A 21,841-nucleotide genomic window follows, 5' to 3' on the forward strand; every position below is an offset into this window, starting at 1 on the left:
GGTCAGACCTCAGCTCTTCTTGCGCGGACCGCGTTCGGCCGGCGGTTCGCCGCCGCCCTCGGCCGCTGGCGGGGACGCCGCCGGCTTGTCGCCGCCACCACCACCCTTGCGCGCGGACTCCTTGATGCCCTGCATGTCGCGGGCCTCGCGGATCAGGCCCGGCATCTTGGCGAGGCTGCCGCCCTCGACGCCGATGTCCGAGAGGAGGGAATCGATCAGCGGTGCCTGCACTCGGTAGCGCAGCGCGGAGTCGATCACCTCGTCGGTGGCGCTGCGCCCGCCGTTGCCGCCGCCGCCATTGCCGTTGAGCCCGTCCACCTGGAGGATGCGGATGCCTTCGATCTTCTCCATCGGCTTGACGCTCTCGCGCACGATGCCCTCGATCCGGTCGAGCAGCTTGCGGCGGAACAGCGAGTAGCGGGCCTGGTCGGTGAGCACGTTTTCGGCCTCGTTGAGCATGCGCTGTGCCTCGGCCTCGACGGCCGCACGCACACGCTCGGCTTCGGCGGCAATCCGGGTTTCCTCGGCCTGCTTCTCGGCGAGCAGCACCTCGACAGTCTTGCGGCGCTTTGCGATCTCGCTTTCGCGTGCAGTGACGACCCTCTCGGCGGCCTCGGTGGCGCGGATGCGCGCTTCCTCAGCGGCAGCGCGCGCCGCTGACTCTTCGAGCGACTTTTGATGGATGGCGATCGCCTTCTCCATCAGGACCGTCTCAACCTCCTTCTCGCGGTTGACTTCGAGCTTGCGCAATTCGCGTTCGCGGCCGATGCGGGCTTCGTCGAGGCCGCGGTCGGATGCGATGCGCGCGCGTTCCACTTCCTCGCGGGAGGCGATCTCGGCCTCCTGCAGTGATTGGACGCGGGCGACCTCGAGCTGCTCGATCGAGCGGCGCCGTTCGAGGCGGGCGGCTTCCAGCGCCTGCTCGCGCGAGACGTCGGTGGTCTCGACCTCCTTGCGGGCGACGATCTCGGCCTGCCGAACCTGGCGGTCGGCGTCGATCCGCTCGGACTTCTTGGCGGAGAGGGCGATGACGCGGTCCTCGTCGGCAATCTCGATCGCCTTCTTTTGCTCGATGTTGAGCACCTCGCGCTTCTTGGAGGAGGTGATCCGCTCCGCCTCGAGCGCCAGATCGACCACGATGCGCTGCCGTTCGATCGCGTCGCGCCGTTTTAGTTCGGCCGCCTCCAGCACGCCGGTGCGTTCGATTTCGAGCGACCGCGTATCGCGCTCGGCCTGGATGCGCTCGGCCGCGACGGCCTTCTCCTGGGCGATGCGGGCCGCCTCGATCGCCTCGCGGGAGGCAATGTCCGCTTCCTCGACGGCGCGGTTGCGGGCGATCTCCAGCGAGCGGACGCGCTCCTCCTGGGCGATCCGCGAGGCCTCCGTGGTCTCCCGCGCCGCAATGCCGGCGACTTCGAGTGTCTGGTTGCGCTCGATCTCAAGCTGCCTTGTATTCTGCTCGGCCGCAATGCGCTCGGCGGCGAGCGTTCGCTCGCGGGCGATGCGGGCGGCCTCGACGGCACGCTGCGCCTCGATCTCAGCCTCCTGGATCGTACGAACCTGCTGGATCTCCAGCGCGCGGGTCCGCTCGTCGGAGGAGATGCGCTCGACATTGACGATCATCGTTTGCGCGATGCGGGCCTTTTCGGTGGCTTCGCGGGCGGCGATCTCGGCCTCGTCGACGGCGCGGGTGCGCTCGATCTCGCGGCGGCGCGTCTCTTCCTCATTGGCGATGCGGGCGTCGGTGACGACGCGGTCTTGCTGGATCCGGGCCTTCTCGATGGCTTCGCGGGCCGCGATCTCGGCTTCCTCGACGGTGCGCATCCGCTCGATCTCGCGCTGGCGGACCTCGCGTTCGCTGGCAATCCGTGTCGTGTCGATCGAACGCTGGTTGGCGATGCGGGTCTTTTCGATCTCCTCGCGTGCCAGAAGCTCCTTTTCCTCGATAGTGCGGGTGCGCTCGATCTCTTTCTGCCGCGTCTCGCGTTCGGAGGCGATGCGCGCTTCGGCAATCGCCTGCTCATTGGATATCCGCGCGCGCTCGATCGCCTCGCGCGCAGAAATCTGGGCCTGCTCCGCCTCGGTTTCGCGCAGGGCGCGTTCCCGGGCGACTTCGGTGCGCTGGAGCGCGCGGCGCATCTCGATGTCGCGTTCCTGTTCCAGCCGCGCGGTCTCGCTCTCGCGCTCGATCTCCAGGGCCTGCCGTTCCGCTTCGAGATTGCGGGTGCGGATCTTGATCATCGAATCCTGCTCGATGTCGTTGCGCAGCTTGCGCCGCGCTTCGATGTCCTCCATCAGCCGGGTCAGACCTTCGGCGTCGAAGCGGTTCGAGGGGTTGAAGAATTCGAGGTCGGTCTGGTCGAGATCGGTGATGGCGACCGATTCCAGCTCGAGACCGTTCTGGGCGAGCGCTTCGGCCGCATTGGTCTTGACGCGCGCGACATAATCGCCGCGGCGTTCATGCATCTCCTCCATGGTCATTTCGGAGGCGACCGAGCGGATCGCCGAGATGAACTTGCCGGCCAGCAGCGTGTGGAGCTGTTCCGGCTCCATGGTGCGGCGTCCCAGGGTGGCGGCCGCAATCGAGACGGCTTCGCGGGTCGGCTGCACGCGGACATAGAAGTCGGCCTCGATGTCGACGCGCATCCGGTCGCGGGTGATCACCGCATCCTGCCTGGAGCGTACGATGCCCATCGGTAGAACGTTCATGTTGACCGGCGTGTAGGCGTGGATGAAGGGCAGCACGAAGGCGCCGCCGTTGATCACCACGCGCTCGCCGAGAAATCCGGTCCGGACGAACGAGACCTCCTTGGAGGAGCGGTGATAGAGCCAGTTGACGATGTAGACGCCAACCACGATCACGATAACAGCGACGATCAGCCAGAGGATGAGCTCGCCGACCAGGATCCCTGACATGTTTCCCTCCCTCAATCTTGCAGGCGTTATCGCGCGCCGATCGCCTTGAATTTTCGAACCTGTTCCGTCAGCGCCCGCTCCACAGGCAGCCGCTCCATCGAAGAGGCGCCGTAGAAACCGTGGCAATAGCGGGTGTTCTTCATGATGAAATCGGCGTCCGCGGGATCCGCGATCGGACCACCATGGGCGAGCACCAGAATGTCCGGATTGACGCTTAGCGCCGCGGAGGCCCAGGTGTCGATGCGTGCCGGGCAGTCTTTCAGCTTGGGCGCGGTCTGCGCGCCGATCGTGCCGCCGGTCGTCAGGCCCATGTGGCAGACGATGATATCGGCGCCGGCGATCGCCATTGCGGCCGCTTCCTTCTCGCTGAAGACGTAGGGCGTCGTCAGCAAATCCTTCTCGCGCGCTTTCGCAATCATGTCGATCTCGAGCGCGTAGGACATGCCGGTTTCTTCCAAATTGGCGCGGAAGAGTCCGTCGATCAGCCCGACGGTCGGAAAGTTCTGCACGCCTGCAAACCCGATCGCCTTGAGCTGGTCGAGGAACACGTCCATGTCGCGGAACGGATCGGTGCCGTTGACGCCGGCCAGCACAGGCGTCTTGCTGACGACGGGCAAGACTTCGCCGGCCATCTCCAGCACGATGGCGTTTGCGTCCCCGTAAGGCATCAGCCCGGCGAGCGAGCCGCGACCGGCCATGCGGTAGCGACCGGAATTGTAGATCACGATGAGATCGACGCCGCCGGCTTCCTCGCACTTGGCCGACAGGCCGGTGCCGGCACCGCCGCCGACGATCGGCTCGCCGCGCTTCGCCATCTCGCGAAACCGCTTCAGCAGTGCTGCGCGTTCAAACCGGGCCATCGGTCACCTCGCTGCTCTCCGGCGCGCCCCGGCACGGCCGAACAGCGTTCGGAACGCAGCCGTGATGGTCGAGGCGAAGTCGGGATCGTTGATGTTCTGCTTGACGCGAATGAGCTGGCGGTTGCTGGTCGCACGCACCGTGCGTTCCAGCGTGCGGAACAGGGCCGCATCGGCTTCCGGGTCCCAGAACGGCTGGCCGCGGGCATCGAGCGCGGAGACGCCGCCCTCGGGCAGGAAGAATCGCACCGGCCCATCCATCTGGTTCAGTCGCTCGCCGATCCAGCGGCCCATGCGCTCGTTCTCTTCCGCCGTCGTCCGCATCAAGGTCACCTGCGGGTTGTGGACGTGGAATTTACGGCCGCGATAGCGTTCGGGGATGGTGTCGGGCGTGCCGAAATTGACCATGTCGAGGGCGCCGACCGAGCCGACATAGGGAAGGCGGGTGCGGATGACAGCGCCGAAGCGATCCTCGGTAGCCGGAAACACGCCGCCCATCAGGAGATCGCAGATCTCGGTCGTGGTGAGATCGATGATGCCGGCGAGCTGGCCGGAATCGACCAGCTTCTCCATCGAGCGGCCGCCGACGCCGGTGGCGTGGAAGACCAGGCATTCGAAATCGTCGCGCAGATCGGCCGAAATCTTCTGCACCGCCGGCGTGGTGACGCCGAACATGGTGATGCCGACCGATGCCAGGCCGCTTGCCGCACGCTCCTTGGCTTCGCGCTGATCGAGCCGCGCCTTGACCATGCCTGCGACGGCGTTGGCGCCGTTCGACAATACCGCGCGAGAGATCGAGTTGAGACCCTGCACGTCGGTCACCGAGTACATCATGGTGATGTCGGCGGGTCCCACGTAGGGCGCGACGTCGCCGGAGGCGACCGACGAGATGATCAGCTTTGGCACGCCCACAGCGAGGGCGCGCATGGCAGGTGCGACCAGCGATGCCGCGCCCGAGCCGCCGGCCGAGATCACGCCGGCGACATTGCCCTGGCGCTTGATCCAGTTGGTCAACGCGTCGGCCATCGCGGTGACGGCGGCGCCGCGATCCGGGCCGAACACGGCGGAGCCGCCGCGGCCGTGGTTCAGCGCGATCTCCTGTGCGGAGACATCGCAGGTGGCGTGCCTGCCGCTGGTGGAGACGTCGACGAGCCGCGTGCGGAGGCCGGTCGCCGCGACGATATCGCGGATGAAGCGAAGCTCAGTGCCTTTGGTGTCGAGCGTTCCGACGATCAGCACCACGGGCGGCCCTGACGTCTGCGCCGTGGCCGGCTCGCGCTTGCGCCGCGACGGCTCATCGAGACGCGCGACCTGCGTCGACTGCGTCCGCGCCGCCGCTTCGATCCGTCCGATCGGAGCCGGTTGCGACCAGCGCGTCGGCGGGGTTGGGTTGGAGATGTAGACCCGGATCGGGCCGCTCGCGCGCGCCGGCTGCGGAGCCGGCTTGGCTTCGCCGCCCGCCGCCGGCATATCGATCTCGGGTTCGAGCCCGGCATGAAGTCCGACGCCGAGAAGGCGCTGCTGCAGTTCGCGATCGGCGGACAGCCGGCCAGAGTCGATGATGCGGTTGATGCGGCCGTTGACCATGATCGCGACGTTGCGCGAGATCGCGGTGGCGACGCCGATATTCTGCTCGATCACGAGCACGGACATGTCGCCGTCCTCGCCGAGTTGCAGCAGCATCTCCTCGACCTGGGCGACGATGACGGGCGCGAGCCCTTCGGTCGGCTCGTCCATGATCAGGAGCTGCGGATTGGTCAGCAGCGCGCGCGAGATTGCGAGCATCTGCTGCTCGCCGCCCGAGAGCTGGCCGCCGCCATGATCCCGGCGTTCGGCAAGGCGCGGGAAGGTGTCGTAGATGCGCTCCACGGTCCAGGCGCCGGACCGCATGCCGCCGGCCAGCCGCAGATGCTCGTCGACGCTGAGCGAGCGCCACAGCCGCCGTCCCTGCGGCACGTAGCCGACACCGAGCCGCGCAATGTGCGCCGGCGGTCGCCGCGTGATGTCTTCACCACGGACCCGGATCGAGCCGCCGCTGACCGGCACGAGCCCCATGATCGCCTTGCACAGCGTGGTCTTGCCCATGCCGTTGCGGCCGACCACGGAGAACACGCCGGCATCGAGCGAGAGGTCGACGCCCTGCAGCGCGTGCGAATGGCCGTAATAGACGTCGAGGCCGCGGACCTCGAGCGCTGCGGCGGAGCGGCGGGTCTCACTCATGGCCGCCTCCGAGATAAAGCTCCTGCACCTCTGGGTCGGACTGGATTTCTTCCGGCGCGCCTTCCTTGAAGATGCGGCCGTTGTGCATCATCGTCACGCTCTCGACGACGCGAAGCGCCACGTCCATGTCGTGCTCGATGATGATGTAGCCGATATGCGCCGGCAACGAGGTCAGGATCTCGACCAGCTCGGCGCGCTCGGTCGGCGACAGGCCTGCCGCAGGCTCGTCGAACAGCACGAAGCGTGGAGCGCCGGCAAGCGCCAGCGCGATCTCGAGCTGGCGCTGCTGGCCGTGGGCGAGCTCGGCGACGCGCTGGTCCTTCACTGCGGCGAGGTGCACGGCTTGCACCAGACCGTCGGCTGCGTGCATCAGCGCGTCGTTCTGTCCAGAACGCAGGAACGAGAAACGCCCGCGCGAGACGCCGCGGCAGGCGAGGTAGACATTGTCCTGAACGGTGAGGCCGGGGAACAACGCTGAGATCTGATAGGTTCGCCTGAGCCCGCGGCGGATGCGCTCATAGGGCGGGAAGTGCGTGACGTCCTCGCCGAAGAAGCGGATCGTGCCCGACGTCGGAGGGAAGTCGCCGGTGATGCAGTTGAACAGCGTGGTCTTGCCGGCGCCGTTGGAACCGAGCACGGCGCGGCGTTCGCCGGGGCGTACGGTGATGGTGACGTCGGTCAGCGCCGCTAGCGCGCCGAACAGCCGCGTGACGCCGCGCAGCTCCAGTGCTGCACCGGCACCGACGGCGGAGAGGCGCTGTGCGACGCTATCCATGGCTGCGCCCTCCGCCCGGACGATCCGACTGCGGGCGATGGCCCTGGCGCCAGCGCTGCCACAGGCCGATCACGCCGTCCGACGACCAGAATACGATGGCGAGGAAGCCGAGCCCGATCAGCAGCCGGAAGCGGTTGCCGTCGAGCCCGATCTTGACCAGAAAGTCGAGCGCGAAGGTACGCAAGAGGACGAAGACCAGCGCGCCGATATAGGGACCGATCGGCCGTGTGATGCCGCCGACGACAGCGATGATGAGGACATCGATGCAGGCGCCGACGCTGACCGAGCCGGGCGAGATCTGACGATAGTTCCAGACCTGGAGCACACCGGCGAGGCCGGCGATGAAGGAGGCCACCGCATAGGCCGCGACGCGGTGCGCATTGACGTTGAAGCCGAGCGCGGCCATGCGGCGCGGATTGTCGCGTACGCCCTGCAGTGCGAGGCCGAACGGCGCGCGGGAGATGTAGTCGACCGCAAAATAGCAGAGCGCAGCGACCGCGAGCACGACGTAGTAGAAAGGAATGTCGGCCCGCCAGTCGACGCCCCAGAAATGCGGTGTTGAGACGTTGTTGATACCGGTATGGCCGTTGAAGATCGCCCAGTTCTGGTTGGTGAAGTAGTAGAAGGCCGCACCAATCGCCAGTGTGATCATGATGGTGTAGATGCCTTCGGTGCGCACCGCGAGCGCGCCGCCGAGCGTGCCGAAGATCGTTGCGAGCGCCAGCGCCATCGGCACCGCCAGCCACCACGGCCAGCCCAGGCTGATATTGGCGTTGCCGCTGACGCCGAACACCGCGACCATGTAGGCGCAAAAGCCCGCGATGGTGAGCTGCATCAGGCTGACCATGCCGCCATAGCCGGCGAGGAACATCAGGCTGAGCGCGATGGTGCCGAGGATCAGCGTCGTCGCAAAGATTTCGATCAGGAAGAAGCCGTTCGCGATCAGCGGCATGATCAGCAGGATGGCCGCCACGATCCAGGCCGCCGGATTGTTGATGTCGGGCCAGGTGCGCGCGGCCGGGCGCTGCGCCGTCGCGGCGGGGCTGCGGACCTGAATGCGCGCATCGTGGGTGACGGACATGTCAGCGCCTCGCCAGCAGGCCCTGCGGCCGCAGCGCCAGCACCAGCACCATGATCAGGAAGGTCACGACGATGGCATAGGTCGGGATGTAGACCGAGCCGAGCTGCTCGGCGAGACCGATGATGAGCGCGCCGAGCGCAGCTCCCGGGATCGACCCCATGCCGCCGACGATCACGACGACGAGGGAGGCGAGGAGGAAGCGGATGTCCTCGCCGGGCGAGAGTGACTGGAAGGTGCCGCCCACGACGCCTGCGATGCCGGCGAGTCCGGCACCGAGCGCAAAGACCAGCACGAACACGACCTGGATACGCACGCCGGTTGCGGCAAGGATGTCGCGATCGTCGACGCCGGCGCGGATGATCATGCCGATCCGGGTGCGGTTGAGCGCGAGCCACATCGCGACGCCGATGATCACGGAAGCCAGGAAGATCACGAGCCGGACCAGCGGATAGCGCAGATAGACCGGTTCGCCGGAGGATTTCACCGCGGTGAGCAGCGGCAGCTCGATCGGTCCGATCAGCCAGTTCGGGGTCTGGATCTGGTAGAAGTCGCCGCCGCAGGCCCACAGCATGAGATCGGCGAACACGATCGAGAGCCCGATCGTCACCATGGTCTGGCGCAGATCCTGGCCCTCCATGCGACGGAAGACGAGAACCTGAAGCAGGACGCCAACCAGCGCCGTCAGGATGAAGGCGACGATGAAGGCGAGGATCCAGGAGCCGGTCGAGGCGCTGACGGCGTAGCCGACATAGCCGCCGAACAGATACAGCGAGCCATGCGCGAGGTTGACGTTGCGCATCAGGCCGAAGATCAGCGTGAAGCCGCTGGCGACGAGGAAGTAGAGGCCGCCGAGCGTGATGCCATTGAAGAGCGCATTGAGGAACACCCGCTTGCGGCCGACCGCCTCTTCAAGTCCGGGCGGCCACACCGCGAAGATCAGCCACAGCGCCACCGCGACCGCGATGATGACGATCAGCGCCCAGGCGGGATGGCGTTCGACAAAGCGGGTCATGGCGTTACCTCGCTCCGCTTGCGACGGTCGCCATCACGCTTCGGATGCAGGTCAGACAGCCCCGTGAAGGCTGCGTACCTCGGCATGGACGTGCGTCCTCCCGGACTGAGGCGATCCTCTTGCCGGGATCGCGTTTCGCCCATCCTAGTGGGGCGGCGAGGGAGGCACTTGATCGTGAGTATCTTTTCGCGCGTCCGTCAGCCGCGCAAAACCTTGGCGGCGCGGCGATAATCGGTCGGCGCCATCCCGACATTGGCCGCGAAGAAGCGGGTGAAACCGCTCTGCGAGGAAAAGCCGAGATCGAACCCGATGTCGGCGATCGGCGCTTCGCCCGCCACCAGGGCCTCCAGCGCCTGCTCCATCATCAGGGTGTTGAGATAGAGGTGGGGCGTGACGCCGGTCTGGGTGCGGAACAGCCGGTAGAAGTGCGGCCGCGACAGGCCGGATTCGCGCGCAATGGTGTCGAGCTCGATCTCCGCGCCGGGGCTTTCCGACATCATCTTGATGCACTTGCGCACGCGAAAATCGGTCACCGAGCCGTTCGCGCGTGGATCGCGCAAGGTCTCCGCCTGCTGCCAGCTCTCGTCGTAGCAGATGTCGATCAGTCGTCTCAGCTCGCCATCGAGACTGTTCAGCGAGGGTGCGCCGCACACAAGAGCAGCCGCGTGCCTGATGTGCTTGTCCAGCGCAACCGATCGCGTGAACTGGGTTCGGCCGAAGCGGAGGCGGTCGGCGCCCGGCGCATCGGGTGCGAACCACTCCGCATTGACATAGAGCACGAAGAAGACGGCACCGCCGTCGAGATCGGTCGGCAGGAAATTATGCGGCTCCCATGGATTGACCGCGACGACGGAGCCTTCGGTGAGCTCGTAACGTCCATCGTTGACATCGATGCATGCGGGACGTCCGCCGACATGGAAGATCAGATGACCTTCGCGATGTGCGTGGATGTTGAAAGGGCGGTTCAACTGATAGACCGTCGCCCGGCCGAAGCGGCCGTGGAAGACGGCGAGCGCCCGGCTCATACCTTCCCTCCCAGAAGCTCTTGTCTTTTTTGATAGCGTTCAACAACCGGGGAGAGAATGCAAGGGCGCACGTGTCGCGCTCTTTGCAAATCTCTCCCCGGTCAGTCATCGCTCGCGAACGAGACTACGTCAGTACTTCTTACATTCCGGTACTGTACGGCTTGGCAAACCGATCTTGGCGAACACCGCGGGATCGTAGCCCAGCGTCTGGTTCACGTTCGGGATCACCTTCACGACCTTCGAGAACAGCGCGCCCTTGCCGTCGTCGACGACTTCGGTGACGAAGTTGGTGCCGATCGCCTGGCGGTTGGCGTCGAGCTTGATCTTGCCGTTGGGCGCATCGAGCTCGATCTTGGCCAGCGCTTCCTTGTACTTGGCCTGGTTGTTCGAGAGGTCGCCGTTGACCTGACGCAGCGCCAGGATCAGCGCCATGGTCGAGCCATAGTAGTTCGTGGCGAGCAGCGACGGGCTGGGGAAGCGCTTGTTCGGCGGGAAGGCGTCCTGATAGTCCTTCACGAACTTCTGCCAACCCGGATCCTCCCAGGTGTCGGCCTGGCCGCTCGCAGCCAGCGTGCCGACCAGAGCATTCTTGGCGTTGCCCTTGGACGACAGGATGGTCTGGTCGATCATGATCGAGCCGCCCATCAGATGCGCCTTGCCGCCGGCCTGCTGGTACTGGTTGAGGAAGTTGACGGCATCCGCGCCGCCAAGGCCGAGATAGATCGCGTCGACATCGTCGGGCAGGGCGGCGATGACCGAGGCAAAGTCCTTGGTGCCGAGCGGCACCCATTGCCGGTTGGTGACCTGCCCGCCCATGCCGCAGAACTCGAGCACGAGGCCGAACACCTGGGTGTAGATGAAGGAGTAGTCCTCGCCGACCGTCGCGATCTTGCGATACTTCTTTTCCTCATAGGCGTATTTGCCGAGGCCGACCTGCCACTGCGCGCCGTCCATGTTGTAGCGGAAGAAGTTCGGAGCCGGATCGACATAGGTCGTTTCCTGGGCGCCCGAGGCCGCGTTGATGAACGTCAGCTCCGGATGGGTCTTGGCAAAGTTCTTGACCGCGATGCCCTCGTCGCCCGACAGCGGCGACAGCAGGATCTGCACCTTGTCCTGCTCGATCAGCTTTCGCACGGCGCGGACAGCGGAATCGGGTGTCGCGTCGGTCGAGGCGATGACGAATTCGAGCTCCTTGTCGCCGACCTTCTTGCCGAGCACGTTGAGTGCCGTCTGGAAGCCGCGGATGCCGTCCTCGCCGAGCACGGTGTAGGTGCCTTCGAGCGTCGCGGTGACGCCGACCTTGATCTTCTCCTGCGCGTAGGCAGTGCCCGACAATAACAGGCTGCTCAACGCGATCAGTCCTAGACTGCCTTTCAACATTGCTCTCCTCCCTGGGCGTTCTTGTCGCTGTTTTTCACCGCGCCCTCGCGCGTCCGCCGCGCGTGCGGCGTTTTCGCAAGGCCATCGGTTCTTCGACGGTTTCTTGGGATGAAGGCTAACCGAACTCGGATGCAGCGCACGCGTCGAAGCCGTGTGCGGCTTAACGGGCAGTCTCATTTTGAATGGTGCGTCGCAAATCGTTCTGAGGTGTACCTCAAGAATGGAACGACCCTGGGATTGCGCGCGAACGCGACCGTTCTGAGCTTGACACTGTCGGGCGAAAGGAACAGAAGTCGAACATGGACGCCCATGAATCAGGAGTGGCCGGTATCTCTGCCGGCTGCGCAACTTCGACCAGAGCAAAGTCTGGCTACGCCGCGCCGAGGGTGAAGCGCGGATGACGCTGCCTGTCCTGCCGGTCTACTACTACCACGACCACTTCACCGAGATGCTCAGCTTCGTCTGCGAGACCTATGGTCCGGTGCTGACAGAACGGCACCGTGCGTTTGTCGCTCGCTTCTCGTCGCTGTCGAAGGATGCCCAGTGCCTGTTCATCCGGATGGTCAACCGGAACGGCACGGTCTTCAATCCCTCCACGTTCAAATACACGGAGATCTCCGACCCGGTCGGCGCGCTGGGGGAGCTTGGTATCGCCGGTCATGTCCGCGGCCTGACCGAACGGGACTACGCTGCGTTCCTGGCCTGTCTCGCAAAGCCGGTGTTGTTCGACGGCGCCAAGGCGGCCGGCGTGAGCGATGTCAGGGCCTCATGGCCCAAGGCGAAGCTGATGGACTATTGTCTCGCCAATCTGTCGTTCGGCACCGCATTTCGGCACTGTGGTGGCGAGGCTTTCATCGCGCTCGGCGACACCGAACCGCTGGAGTTTTTGCTCTACCTCTACTTCGGCAAGACAGAGGACAACCTCAAGAATTTCGCGCTGCGCGATCTCGGTATCCTGCGCACCAATGACCAGGCCGATTTCAGCGCGCGGTTTGCCGACGCGGATGAGGCGAGGGCCTGTTTCCACTACGCCCGCCTGTTGCGTCATCTCGAGGCCAGATCGGACGAGGTGTATCGCAATTCCGTTGCCGACATCCTTGGCGGTCCTGTCTGCCCGACGGACTACGCCGCCGATCTCAGGAACCGCGCGGCCCACAAGGCCGGTCTGCACTTCGAGAAGAAGGGCGAGGCCGCGCTGGCGCTGCAGCTCTATCGCGCCGGCTCCTCGGCCGAATGCAATGAGCGTCTCGCCCGTCTGCTTTACGCGGAAGGCGACAAGGACGCGGCTGGAGACCTGCTGCGTCGGATGATCGACGATCCCGCCAGCGACAACGAGTTCGTCTTCGCGAGCGATTTCTATGCACGGAAGTTCGATGGACGCCGGACCGGATTATGCACCGAGCTGCTGCGGGCGGGACGAACGCTTCGGGTCGACGATACCTGGCGCGGCAGCCCTGAAGCGGGACTGGCGGGCGTCTTGCGCCGGCAGGGCGTTGAGGTCTTCCACGCCGAAAACACGCTCTGGCATTGCCTGTTCGGATTGTTGTTCTGGGACGAGCTGTTCGAATCTGGACAGCTGCACAGCGGCTTCGATTGGATGCCGCACTGCCTGAAGGACCGAACGTTCGCTCTGATGTTCTCGCCTCGGATCGAGACGAAGCTGGCGGCTGTCGCGTCGAGCTCCGCGCTCCCCCAGATCCTGCGTGTCGTCGCCGCAAAATGGGGCAAGCCTAATGGCCTGTTCGCCTGGGACCATGTCGACATGGATGCGCTCCGCGCGCTGCTTGCCGGCGCCAGTGCTGATGGTCTCGCCACGATCCTTCGCCTGATGTGCGAAGACTATCGCGCGATGCGCGACGGCTTTCCCGATCTCATGCTGGTGACGAACGGCGTCGTCTCGTTCATGGAAGTGAAGGCGGAGGGTGACGTCATCAGGCGCAACCAGCTGACGCGGCTTCGCCAGCTCGGCAACGCCGGAATCCCTGCGGAGATCGGCCGTGCCGATTTCCGTTTCGATCCGGACCAGGACTATGTCGTCGTGGACATCGAGACCACCGGCGGCTGGACCGGCGGGGATCGCATCACCGAGATCGGCGCCGTCAAGATCCGCAATCATGAGGTCGTGGCGGAGTGGCATTCGCTGCTCAACCCTCAGCGCTCGATCCCGGCCAAGATCGTCGCGTTGACCGGAATCACCAACGAGATGGTGCGGAACGCACCGTTGTTCGCGGAAGTCGCGGACAGCTTCATGCAGTTCATGGGCGACGGTGTTTTCGTCGCCCACAACGTCAATTTCGATTACGGTTTCATCGCCTCGGAATACGAGCGTCTCGAACGCCGTTTCCGCTTTCCAAAGCTCTGCACCTGCGCGGGCATGCGCCGCCACTACCCCGGTCACAAATCCTACGGGCTCGGCAAGCTCACCCGGGCCTACAATATCGAATTGAAAGACCACCATCGCGCTCTATGCGACGCCCGCGCGGCGACGCACCTGCTCAACTTGATCAACGCGAAGCGGGACGAGGGCGGAAGCGGAGCGGAAGAGATCGCGGCCTGATTTCGGGCGTTACGTGCAGCCATCCGTTGCGCAGACGCCGTCTTGCCCGGAAACAACGGTCGCATCCGGCGGCAACCCCTCGCAGACCAGCGCCATGATTTCCGCGCCGAGCTGCAAATCCGGGATATGGCCGAACACGTGCCGGCGAAGCTGACCATCACGATCGAACAGCAGCATCGTCGGCGTTCCCTGAAATCCGTAAGTACGCATGGTCAGCGGAAAGTCGTTGCCATCGGGCGCGTCGACGGCAACGGGGAAGCCGATCTTGTACTCGTGTAGGAAGACGCGCAGCGCGTTCGGTCCCATGGCATCGTGATGCTCGAACACGCTGTGCAGACCGATCACGGCGACATCGGATGATTTGAATGTTGCGGCGACACGCTGGGCCTGCGGAAGGCTGTTGGCGACGCATCCCGGACAGAGCATCTGGAAGGCGGTCAGCATCACGATGCGGCCACGCAACGCGGCCAGCGATAGTGGCTCCGGCGTATTGAACCACGCGGTGGTTTGCCATTCCTGGGCTGCTTCGGCGGCCGCCATATGATCCGTCCTCATCAGTACGCTCTCGCCGATGTATCACGATTTTAGTCCCTCATCGCAGCCATTACGCAGCCACGGGGATTTCGATGGCGATCTGGGTTCCCGGACCCGGTTTGGTCTCGAGCTGAAGCCGGCCGCTGAGCGAGGAGGCGACGAGGTTGAACGCAATGTGCAGTCCCAGGCCGGCATTGCCGCTTTCGCGACCTGTGGTGACGAACGGATCGAAAATGTGCGCCTGCAACTCGTCAGGAATTCCGACGCCTTCGTCCGAGCAGACCAGCCGGACCGTCTCCGGCCGAGGCTGATGGACCGCGATCGTGAATTTGCCGCCTCTCTTGTCGGGATAGGCGTGTCCTGCCGTGTTGAAGGCCAGATTGCTGATCACCTGGGCGAGTGCTCCGGGGTAGCTGTTGAGGCGAATGCCCGACGGGCATTGCACCTCGACCGCCAGGCCATGATGCGACAGCAGCGGTCCGAGCCTGGCCATCAATTCGGACAGCCACTCCTTGAGCTCGAACGCGCGGCGATCCTCGTCGGCCTGGTTGACCGCGACCTGCTTGAAACTGTGCACCATCTCGGACGCCCTCTGCAGGTTGTCGAAGGTGAGAGTCAGTCCCTGCTGGAGCCTGCTGATGCCTTTGGTCAGGTCGGACCGCCGGACCGATGTTCCATTCAATGCATTCGTCATGGTTTGCAGATCACCATGCATGGCCGTCGAGGTCGTGAGCGCCAGGCCGAGCGGCGTGCTGACTTCATGCGCGACGCCAGCCACGAGCTGGCCAAGCGATGCGAGCTTTTCGGCCTGGACGAGATGGGCCTGGGTCGCGCGCAGATCACGCAGGGATTTTTCCGAGCGCTCCTTTTCGCGTTGCAGGGCCTCGGACGTCCGGAATTGCCTTCGGGCCCGGTACTCGCGCGCGGCCACCGCATAGAGGGAGAGTGCGTAAGCGTTTCCGACCAGCGAATGGTTGATGAATCTCAGGCCCATCGGCAGCGTCGGCGCAAAGCTCTCAGCGACGATCAGAGCCACCCACGACAGCGCGCAGAAAATCGCCAGCGAGCCGATCCGCAGCGGCAGCATGGTCGAGACGAACAGGATGATCATCATCATGCCGGCAGCGGCAAAGGTGAAGCCCGACGGCAGGACGAGATAGACGCTCGGCAGGATGCAGCCCGGCACAACGCAGTAGACGAGGAAGATCGTCTCCGCCCGCGGCTTCATCGATCGCCTGGACAGCAGGGCGATCAGCGGGAGCAGCACGAACACGGCAGTGCCGCCACGGATCGCCAGCGTGATCGGAACAACTTCAGGGTAGAGCACCCAGTCCCAGAGGGTGTAGCCGGCATAGGTGGCGGCGCCGAGCAGCATCGCGATCTGCGTCCACCCGAGGCTGCCCCGGACGTACTGGTCGACAAACCGCCGCTCTTCAATGGGGTCCTCGAAGCGCAATCCCAAACGTATCAATAAGGCGAGCATTCCAACATCAATCGCGAAAACACTGAACGGATGTCTCTACGACAGGTTTGAAACCGCGTCGCGAGCAAAGATGTCGCGTTTGTCGCGGGCCAATCCGGATCAGATGCCGAAGGTCAGCTGTGGTTCCGCATCGTCTCCGAGCTGGAGGGACGACAGCGAGACACCGAGGAGTCTGACCCGTTTGGGCAGGGGCATCTCGACCTCGAGCAGGCCGCTGGCGAGGCGCTCCAGCTCGTCCCGGCCGGCGACCGGCGCGAGCACGGACCTGCTGCGTGTGATGATCTCGAAGTCGGCGAACTTGATCTTCAAGGTGACGGTGCGGCCCCGGCTGGCGGTCGTCTCGCAATGGCGCCAGACCTTGTCGACCAGGGGCCGAAGTTCGGCGACCAGCACATCAAATTCGGCGAGGTCTGTCGAGAACGTCGTTTCCGCGCCTATCGACTTGCGGATACGGTTGGCCCGCACCGGACGTTCGTCGACGCCGCGCGAGATCCAGTAGTAATAGGCGCCGGACTTGCCGAAATTCGCATTCATGAACGCGAGCGTCTGGTTGCGGATGTCGAGACCGGTAAACAGGCCGAGTGCGTTCATCTTCGCGCCCGTCGCCGGGCCGATGCCGTGGAATTTGCCGACGGGCAACGTCTCCACGAAACCGGGTCCCATCTCCGGGGAGATCACGAACTGACCGTTGGGCTTGCGGTGATCGGAGGCAAGCTTGGCCAGGAACTTGTTGTAGGAAATGCCCGCCGACGCGTTGAGGCCGGTCTCGGCCTTGATCTTCTCGCGGATCCGCAGCGCAACGTCGCGGGCGAGGGGAATGGCTTGCAGGTTTTCCGTGACGTCGAGATAGGCCTCGTCGAGCGACAGGGGCTCGATGATCTCCGTGTGCTCGGCAAAAATCTCGCGGATCCGCCGGCTGATCGCCTTGTAGACCTCGAAGCGCGGCTTGACAAAGATCAGGTCAGGACATTGCCGCTTCGCGGTGACCGAGGCCATCGCGGAACGGACGCCGAATTTTCGCGCTTCATAGCTCGCCGCGGCGACCACACCGCGCTCGGCCGACCCGCCCACAGCGACGGGCCTGCCGCGCAGTTCCTTGTTGTCGCGCTGTTCCACGGACGCGTAGAAGGCATCCATGTCGATATGGATGATCTTGCGAACGCGAGCTGCGTCGCCTTCCACGATGTCGGAGTCGCTCATGCGTGGATGATACAATCGGGCCGAGGGAATCGCGAGGTGCGTATGCTTCAGCTGTTGGTCTTCATCGTTGTCGTGGTTGGAATCGGCTGGCTGATCGGCGCCACCAATCTGCCCGGTCCATGGTATGCCGCTCTGGCAAAGCCTTCCTTTGTGCCGCCGAACTGGGCGTTTCCGGTGGCCTGGACCATTCTCTACATCCTGATCGCCATTGCGGGCTGGCGGACGTTCCGGCGGGAACCCCGAGGGAAGGCGATGGCTATCTGGATCGCGCAGCTGGCCCTCAACTTCGCCTGGTCGCCGGTCATGTTCACTGGGCACCAGATCGGAGCTGCGCTCGCGATCCTGTGCTGTCTGTTGGCGGCGATCGTCGTCTATATCGGCCTCGAGCTGTCACGCGACCGATTGGCGGCCGCGCTGTTCATCCCCTATGCAGCCTGGGTCGCCTTCGCCGGCGTGCTCAACGCCGCAATCTGGCATTTGAACTGAGGGCGGCTGGATTCGAGTCCGTCACCCAACGAGAGCAATACTTTGCGGGGCGAATGACAGCTTGATCGCCGCACCTTCAGCCGGGAGCTCATCGGTTTGCCGGCTGATGACAAAGAGCTCGCCGATCGGCGTCGAGACGATCATCTCGACGTGATCGCCGAGGTAAGAGGATTTTCTGACGGTTCCTGCGAGGCCATCGCCGAGCATGATGCCGTGTGGTCGAATGGCAGCCTTTGCCGGCCCAGGCGTGAGGCCGCGCGCCGGAAGCGTCAGGCGGAGGGGCCCCAGCATGACCTGCGCCTGCCCGCCCTCGACCGCGTCGATCGTCACCTCCACGAGATTGGCGTCGCCGATGAAATCAGCGACGAAGCCGTTCGCCGGAGCCTCATAAAGCTCGCGCGGCGAACCTTGCTGCGCGATCTTCGCATTCGACATCACGATGATGCGGTCGGAGACGGCGAGGGCCTCCTCCTGGTCGTGCGTGACATAGGCGACGGTGAGCTTCAGCGACTGCTGCAGTTCGCGGATTTCCTGCCGCACTCTGCGCCTGAGCTTGGCGTCGAGATTGGACAACGGCTCGTCGAATAGCAGCACCTGCGGTTCGAGCACCAGGGCGCGCGCCACGGCGACGCGCTGCTGCTGACCGCCGGACAGCTCGGCCGGATAGCGCTTCTCGAAGCCCTTGAGCCCGACCAGAGCGAGCTTCTCCAGCGCCATGGTCTCGGCCTTGGCCTTGCCGAGGCCTTTCAAAGTCGGCCCATAGGCCGCGTTCTCCAGCACATTCATATGCGGGAACAGCGCATAGGACTGGAACACCATGCTGACGTCGCGGTCGGCCGCCGAGAGCCGTGTCACGTCCTTGCCGCCGATCAGGATCTGCCCCTCGCTCGCGATCTCGAGCCCGGCGATCATGCGCAGGGTCGTCGTCTTGCCGCAGCCGGACGGGCCGAGCAGCGTTACGAGCTCGCCCGCGTTGATCGTGAAGCTGACATCGTCGACCGCCGTCACTGTGCCGTAGCGCATGCTGACATGGTTGAATTCGACGGAGGCAGGGCCGGATTTGGGCATGGACAAGTCCTATCTGGCGGGCTCGGTGGCCGGCGTCGCAACGGCAACGGACCTGCGGCCGAGCTTGCGCTCGCCGACGCCGAGCTGGATGAGCGCGATGCCCGCCGCCATGACGACGATCAGTACCGAGGAATAGGCGATGGCGAGGCCGAACTCGCCGGCCTCGACCCGTCCGACGATGTAGGCGGTCGAGAGGTTGTACTCGGCCGACACGAGAAAGATCACGGCGCTGACCGAAGTGATGCTGCGCACGAAGCTGTAGATCAGCGCCGCGACCAGCGCGGGCTTGAGCAACGGCAGTACGACACGGCGCAGCGTCGTGAAGCTGCGTGCCCGCAGGGTCGTCGAGGCTTCGTCGAGGCTCTTGTCGATCTGTGCCAGCCCCGCAATGCCGGAGCGGATGCCGACGGGCATGTTGCGGAAGACGAAGGCAAGCACGAGGATGAGGCCCGTCCCGGTGATCTCGATCGGCGGCACGTTGAAGGCGAGGATATAGGCGACGCCGAGCACGGTGCCGGGAATGGCAAAGCTCAGCATGGTCGTGAATTCGAGCAGCCGCCGGCCGACGAAGCGTTGCCGCGTGAGCAGATAGGCGGTGAGCAGGCCGATCGCGGCCGTCAGCGGTGCCGAGATCGCAGCGACCTTCAACGTCGTGAACAAAGAGGACCAGGCTGCGCCCTCGAAGAACAGTCCGTGGCTGAAATCGACGGCAAAACCGGTCCGGTAATGCTCGAGCGTCGGCGTATGATCGCGGCCCATCGTCTTGACGAAGCCGCCGACCAGGATAACGGCATAGATCACGGCCGTCAGCACGACCCAGGGGATGATGACGCCGGCTGAGAGCACGGTGACGGAAGTGGGCAGCTTCGCCGGAATACCGGCATCACCCTTGCCGGAGACGGTGGTGTAGCTCTTGCCGCCGAGCCAACCCTGCTGCAGCCAGAAGGCGCCGAGCGTGAACACGAGCAGCACGATCGACAGCACGGCCGCCATGCCCTGATTGTGCGCGGCACCGACCACGGCAAAGAAGATCTTGGTCGAGAGCACTTCGAAATTGCCGCCGAGCACGAGAGGGTTGCCGAAATCGGCCAGGCTCTCGACGAAGCCGAGCAGAAAAGCGTTGGCGAGTCCCGGCCGCAGCAACGGCCAGGTCACGGAGCGGAACGTCGGCCAATGCCTGGCGCCAAGCGTCTGCGCCGCCTCTTCGAGGCTCGGTGCGATACCCTGGACCACACCCATCAGCACGAGGAAGGCGATCGGCGCGAAGGCCAGCACCTGCGCCAGCAGCACGCCCGGCAGACCGTAGATCCAGCGCGAGCGCGGGATGCCGAACCATTCGGACATCAAGCCGGTCACGACGCCGGAACGGCCGAACAGCAGGATGAGCGCAAGGCCGATCACAAAGGGCGGCGTGATGATCGGCAACACCGTCATCGCGCGCATCAGCCGCTTGCCCGGCATCGCTGTGCGCAGCACGAGCAGCGCGCAGGCGAGGCCCAGCAGCGTGGTGATCAGGCCGATCAGCACGCCGAGGATCAGCGTATTCCAGGCGACGCCGCAGGCGATACCGCCGCCCAGGCAGCCCAGTCCCCAGATCGTCGAAGAGAAGAGGCGGTCGACGAATTCGCCGAATGCCCAGCCGCCATTGGCGTCGACCAACGCGCTGCGCAGGATCACCGCGACGGGCAGGAAGATGAAGAGGCCGATCAGCAGCACCACGACACCGATGGTGGACGTGGTGAAGAGATCGCCCCGGCAAAAGCCGCGATAGGCCAGGCCGTGGCAGAGCAGCAGGAGAAGCGCGAACAGGGTCAGCAACGCGCCGAAACCCATGCCCGGCTGCGCCGCGCCTGCGCCGCCGAGAACCGCTGCGAGCCAGGGAATTCCCTGGTCAGGCAACGTAATCGCAAAGCCCTGTGCGAAGAACGTGACGAGACCGAAAAGCCCGATGGCGATCAGCGCCCGGCCGCTAAAAGTGGTCTCGGCACGGACGGCGAGGAGTGTCGCCCCGACGAGCGCGATGCCGATCGGCCAGAGCCACGGCGCCGCGCCTGACACCGCAAGCGCCAGCGCCGTGCCGGCCCGTCCGAACGGATAGCCCGCGAGGTCCCACTCTTCCGGCAGGTACCAGGGCGCGAACGCGTAGCCCAGCCAGCCGAACAGCAGAGCAAGCCGCGTCGCAGGGCGCATCCGATGTCTCCGCAGCCGGCGGCTATTTCGGCAGCGCCTTGACCTCCTTGTCCCACTTTGTCAGCAGCCGCGAGCGCTCGGCCGAGGAGCCGTACTTGACGAAATCGTAGTTGATCAGCTTCATCTCGTTCATCTTCGGCGCCTGCGGGGGCACCGGCGCATTCTTGTTGGACGGGACCTGATACGATTTCGCGGCGGCGCCGAGAGCCTGCGCGGCGGGCGTCAGCGCCCAGTCGTAGAACTTCTTGGCGTTCTCCAGATTGCGCGCGCCCTTGACGATCGACATCGAGCCGATCTCGTAGCCCGTGCCCTCGCATGGCGCGACGGGCTTGATCGGGTCGCCCTGTACCGCGAAGACGACGGCATCATGGATGAAGACGATGCCGACGGCGGTTTCGCCCAGGCTTGCCGCCTTCGCCGGCGCGGCGCCTGATTTGGTGTACTGGCTGACATTCTTGTGCAGGGCCTTGAGATAATCGAAGCCCTTGTCCTCGCCCATCAGCTGCACGACCGTGGCCAGCAGGGTATAGGCCGTGCCGGACGAGTTCGGGTCGGCGACCTGCACGTCATCCTTGAGTTTGGGGTTGAGCAGATCGGCCCAGCATTTCGGCTCCGGGATGCCCTTGGCCTTGATCTGCTCGGTGTTGAAGCCGAAGCCGAGCGCGCCGGCATAGATGCCGATCGAGCGCTGCTTCGCCGCTTTCCACTGGTTCAACGCCCAATCCTGCAGATCCTTGTTGGCGGGAGATTCGTATTCGAGCGTCAGCCCCTCTTCGGCCGCCTGAAGATGCGGGTCGCCGGTGCCGCCCCACCAGATGTCGGCGCGCGGATTCGAGGCCTCCGCCCTGAGCTGCGCGTAGACTTCGCCGGCTGATTTTCGCGTCATCGCAACCTTGATGCCCGTCTCCTTCTCGAAGGTGGTGGACATCGCGCGGCACCATTCCTCCTGCACGCCGCAATACATGACGAGCGAACCCTGGGCCGACGCCGGCGCAGCGGCTGCGCCCACGATCAGGATGCCGGCACCGAGCAGAACTCTTGCAGTCAAAGATCTCAA

Annotated in this window: 16 protein-coding genes; 2 read left to right on the top strand and 14 right to left on the bottom strand. The window is 64.9% G+C overall.

Going from position 1 to position 21,841, the window contains the following annotated elements; translation table 11 throughout:
• Positions 1-9: 9 nt before the first annotated feature.
• The 8 genes from JQ631_RS04925 to JQ631_RS04960 all read right to left on the bottom strand — a co-directional run bounded on the left by JQ631_RS04925 (position 10) and on the right by JQ631_RS04960 (position 11,266).
• Positions 10-2,916, bottom strand: coding sequence for a flotillin family protein (locus tag JQ631_RS04925; protein ID WP_212324493.1), 2,907 nt, complete (start codon positions 2,914-2,916; stop codon positions 10-12).
• A gap of 26 nt (positions 2,917-2,942) precedes the next feature.
• On the bottom strand, positions 2,943-3,776 hold the full coding sequence (locus JQ631_RS04930; protein WP_212324494.1) for a phosphoenolpyruvate hydrolase family protein: 834 nt from the start codon (positions 3,774-3,776) through the stop codon (positions 2,943-2,945).
• A 3-nt stretch (positions 3,777-3,779) separates the two neighbouring features.
• Positions 3,780-5,993, bottom strand: a complete 2,214-nt coding sequence (locus JQ631_RS04935; RefSeq protein WP_212324495.1) for an ABC transporter permease — start codon at positions 5,991-5,993, stop codon at positions 3,780-3,782.
• Positions 5,986-6,768, bottom strand: a complete 783-nt coding sequence (locus tag JQ631_RS04940; protein WP_212324496.1) for an ABC transporter ATP-binding protein — start codon at positions 6,766-6,768, stop codon at positions 5,986-5,988. The genes JQ631_RS04935 and JQ631_RS04940 overlap by 8 nt, the downstream gene beginning before the upstream one ends.
• The gene (locus JQ631_RS04945) at positions 6,761-7,849 is read right to left on the bottom strand and encodes a branched-chain amino acid ABC transporter permease (protein WP_212324497.1); all 1,089 of its coding nucleotides are present in this window, start codon (positions 7,847-7,849) and stop codon (positions 6,761-6,763) included. The genes JQ631_RS04940 and JQ631_RS04945 overlap by 8 nt, the downstream gene beginning before the upstream one ends.
• Position 7,850: 1 nt before the next feature.
• Positions 7,851-8,861 (bottom strand): branched-chain amino acid ABC transporter permease, encoded by a 1,011-nt coding sequence (locus JQ631_RS04950; protein ID WP_212324498.1) that lies wholly within the window; start codon positions 8,859-8,861, stop codon positions 7,851-7,853.
• Between the two features lie 197 nt (positions 8,862-9,058).
• Positions 9,059-9,886 (bottom strand): helix-turn-helix domain-containing protein, encoded by an 828-nt coding sequence (locus tag JQ631_RS04955; protein WP_212324500.1) that lies wholly within the window; start codon positions 9,884-9,886, stop codon positions 9,059-9,061.
• Positions 9,887-10,015: 129 nt separating this feature from the next.
• A complete protein-coding gene (locus JQ631_RS04960; RefSeq protein ID WP_212324501.1) occupies positions 10,016-11,266 on the bottom strand; it encodes an ABC transporter substrate-binding protein in 1,251 nt (416 codons plus the stop codon).
• 397 nt (positions 11,267-11,663) lie between these two features.
• Here JQ631_RS04960 and JQ631_RS04965 point away from each other — a divergent pair, with 397 nt between their 5' ends.
• Positions 11,664-13,823, top strand: a complete 2,160-nt coding sequence (locus tag JQ631_RS04965; protein WP_212324503.1) for an exonuclease domain-containing protein — start codon at positions 11,664-11,666, stop codon at positions 13,821-13,823.
• 9 nt (positions 13,824-13,832) lie between these two features.
• Here JQ631_RS04965 and JQ631_RS04970 read toward each other — a convergent pair whose 3' ends face one another.
• The 3 genes from JQ631_RS04970 to dinB all read right to left on the bottom strand — a co-directional run bounded on the left by JQ631_RS04970 (position 13,833) and on the right by dinB (position 17,040).
• A complete protein-coding gene (locus JQ631_RS04970) occupies positions 13,833-14,378 on the bottom strand; it encodes a redoxin domain-containing protein (RefSeq protein ID WP_249160151.1) in 546 nt (181 codons plus the stop codon).
• 49 nt (positions 14,379-14,427) lie between these two features.
• Positions 14,428-15,840 carry a sensor histidine kinase gene (locus JQ631_RS04975; protein ID WP_212324505.1) on the bottom strand — a complete coding sequence of 471 codons (1,413 nt, stop codon included), beginning with the start codon at positions 15,838-15,840 and terminating at the stop codon, positions 14,428-14,430.
• 99 nt (positions 15,841-15,939) lie between these two features.
• Positions 15,940-17,040 carry a DNA polymerase IV gene (gene dinB, locus JQ631_RS04980; protein ID WP_212324507.1) on the bottom strand — a complete coding sequence of 367 codons (1,101 nt, stop codon included), beginning with the start codon at positions 17,038-17,040 and terminating at the stop codon, positions 15,940-15,942.
• A gap of 42 nt (positions 17,041-17,082) precedes the next feature.
• Between dinB and JQ631_RS04985 the strand changes: the two genes are divergently transcribed.
• Positions 17,083-17,526 (top strand): TspO/MBR family protein, encoded by a 444-nt coding sequence (locus tag JQ631_RS04985; RefSeq protein WP_212324509.1) that lies wholly within the window; start codon positions 17,083-17,085, stop codon positions 17,524-17,526.
• A 21-nt stretch (positions 17,527-17,547) separates the two neighbouring features.
• Here the strand turns inward: JQ631_RS04985 and JQ631_RS04990 are convergent, their stop codons facing one another.
• The 3 genes from JQ631_RS04990 to JQ631_RS05000 are packed head-to-tail and all read right to left on the bottom strand — an operon-like array spanning position 17,548 to position 21,841.
• On the bottom strand, positions 17,548-18,594 hold the full coding sequence (locus tag JQ631_RS04990; protein WP_212324511.1) for an ABC transporter ATP-binding protein: 1,047 nt from the start codon (positions 18,592-18,594) through the stop codon (positions 17,548-17,550).
• Positions 18,595-18,603: 9 nt separating this feature from the next.
• Positions 18,604-20,784, bottom strand: a complete 2,181-nt coding sequence (locus JQ631_RS04995; RefSeq protein ID WP_212324513.1) for an ABC transporter permease — start codon at positions 20,782-20,784, stop codon at positions 18,604-18,606.
• 22 nt (positions 20,785-20,806) lie between these two features.
• On the bottom strand, positions 20,807-21,841 hold the full coding sequence (locus JQ631_RS05000) for an ABC transporter substrate-binding protein (protein ID WP_249160481.1): 1,035 nt from the start codon (positions 21,839-21,841) through the stop codon (positions 20,807-20,809).

This window comes from Bradyrhizobium manausense (assembly GCF_018131105.1).
GTDB lineage: Bacteria > Pseudomonadota > Alphaproteobacteria > Rhizobiales > Xanthobacteraceae > Bradyrhizobium > Bradyrhizobium manausense_B.

What these genes read in the sequence shown, in the direction of transcription:
- JQ631_RS04925 (WP_212324493.1), bottom strand. Translation starts at nt 2,916, where the DNA reads ATGTCAGGGATCCTGGTCGGCGAGCTCATCCTCTGGCTGATCGTCGCT.
- JQ631_RS04930 (WP_212324494.1), bottom strand. Translation starts at nt 3,776, where the DNA reads ATGGCCCGGTTTGAACGCGCAGCACTGCTGAAGCGGTTTCGCGAGATG.
- JQ631_RS04935 (WP_212324495.1), bottom strand. Translation starts at nt 5,993, where the DNA reads ATGAGTGAGACCCGCCGCTCCGCCGCAGCGCTCGAGGTCCGCGGCCTC.
- JQ631_RS04940 (WP_212324496.1), bottom strand. Translation starts at nt 6,768, where the DNA reads ATGGATAGCGTCGCACAGCGCCTCTCCGCCGTCGGTGCCGGTGCAGCA.
- JQ631_RS04945 (WP_212324497.1), bottom strand. Translation starts at nt 7,849, where the DNA reads ATGTCCGTCACCCACGATGCGCGCATTCAGGTCCGCAGCCCCGCCGCG.
- JQ631_RS04950 (WP_212324498.1), bottom strand. Translation starts at nt 8,861, where the DNA reads ATGACCCGCTTTGTCGAACGCCATCCCGCCTGGGCGCTGATCGTCATC.
- JQ631_RS04955 (WP_212324500.1), bottom strand. Translation starts at nt 9,886, where the DNA reads ATGAGCCGGGCGCTCGCCGTCTTCCACGGCCGCTTCGGCCGGGCGACG.
- JQ631_RS04960 (WP_212324501.1), bottom strand. Translation starts at nt 11,266, where the DNA reads ATGTTGAAAGGCAGTCTAGGACTGATCGCGTTGAGCAGCCTGTTATTG.
- JQ631_RS04965 (WP_212324503.1), top strand. Translation starts at nt 11,664, where the DNA reads ATGACGCTGCCTGTCCTGCCGGTCTACTACTACCACGACCACTTCACC.
- JQ631_RS04970 (WP_249160151.1), bottom strand. Translation starts at nt 14,378, where the DNA reads ATGAGGACGGATCATATGGCGGCCGCCGAAGCAGCCCAGGAATGGCAA.
- JQ631_RS04975 (WP_212324505.1), bottom strand. Translation starts at nt 15,840, where the DNA reads ATGCTCGCCTTATTGATACGTTTGGGATTGCGCTTCGAGGACCCCATT.
- dinB (WP_212324507.1), bottom strand. Translation starts at nt 17,040, where the DNA reads ATGAGCGACTCCGACATCGTGGAAGGCGACGCAGCTCGCGTTCGCAAG.
- JQ631_RS04985 (WP_212324509.1), top strand. Translation starts at nt 17,083, where the DNA reads ATGCTTCAGCTGTTGGTCTTCATCGTTGTCGTGGTTGGAATCGGCTGG.
- JQ631_RS04990 (WP_212324511.1), bottom strand. Translation starts at nt 18,594, where the DNA reads ATGCCCAAATCCGGCCCTGCCTCCGTCGAATTCAACCATGTCAGCATG.
- JQ631_RS04995 (WP_212324513.1), bottom strand. Translation starts at nt 20,784, where the DNA reads ATGCGCCCTGCGACGCGGCTTGCTCTGCTGTTCGGCTGGCTGGGCTAC.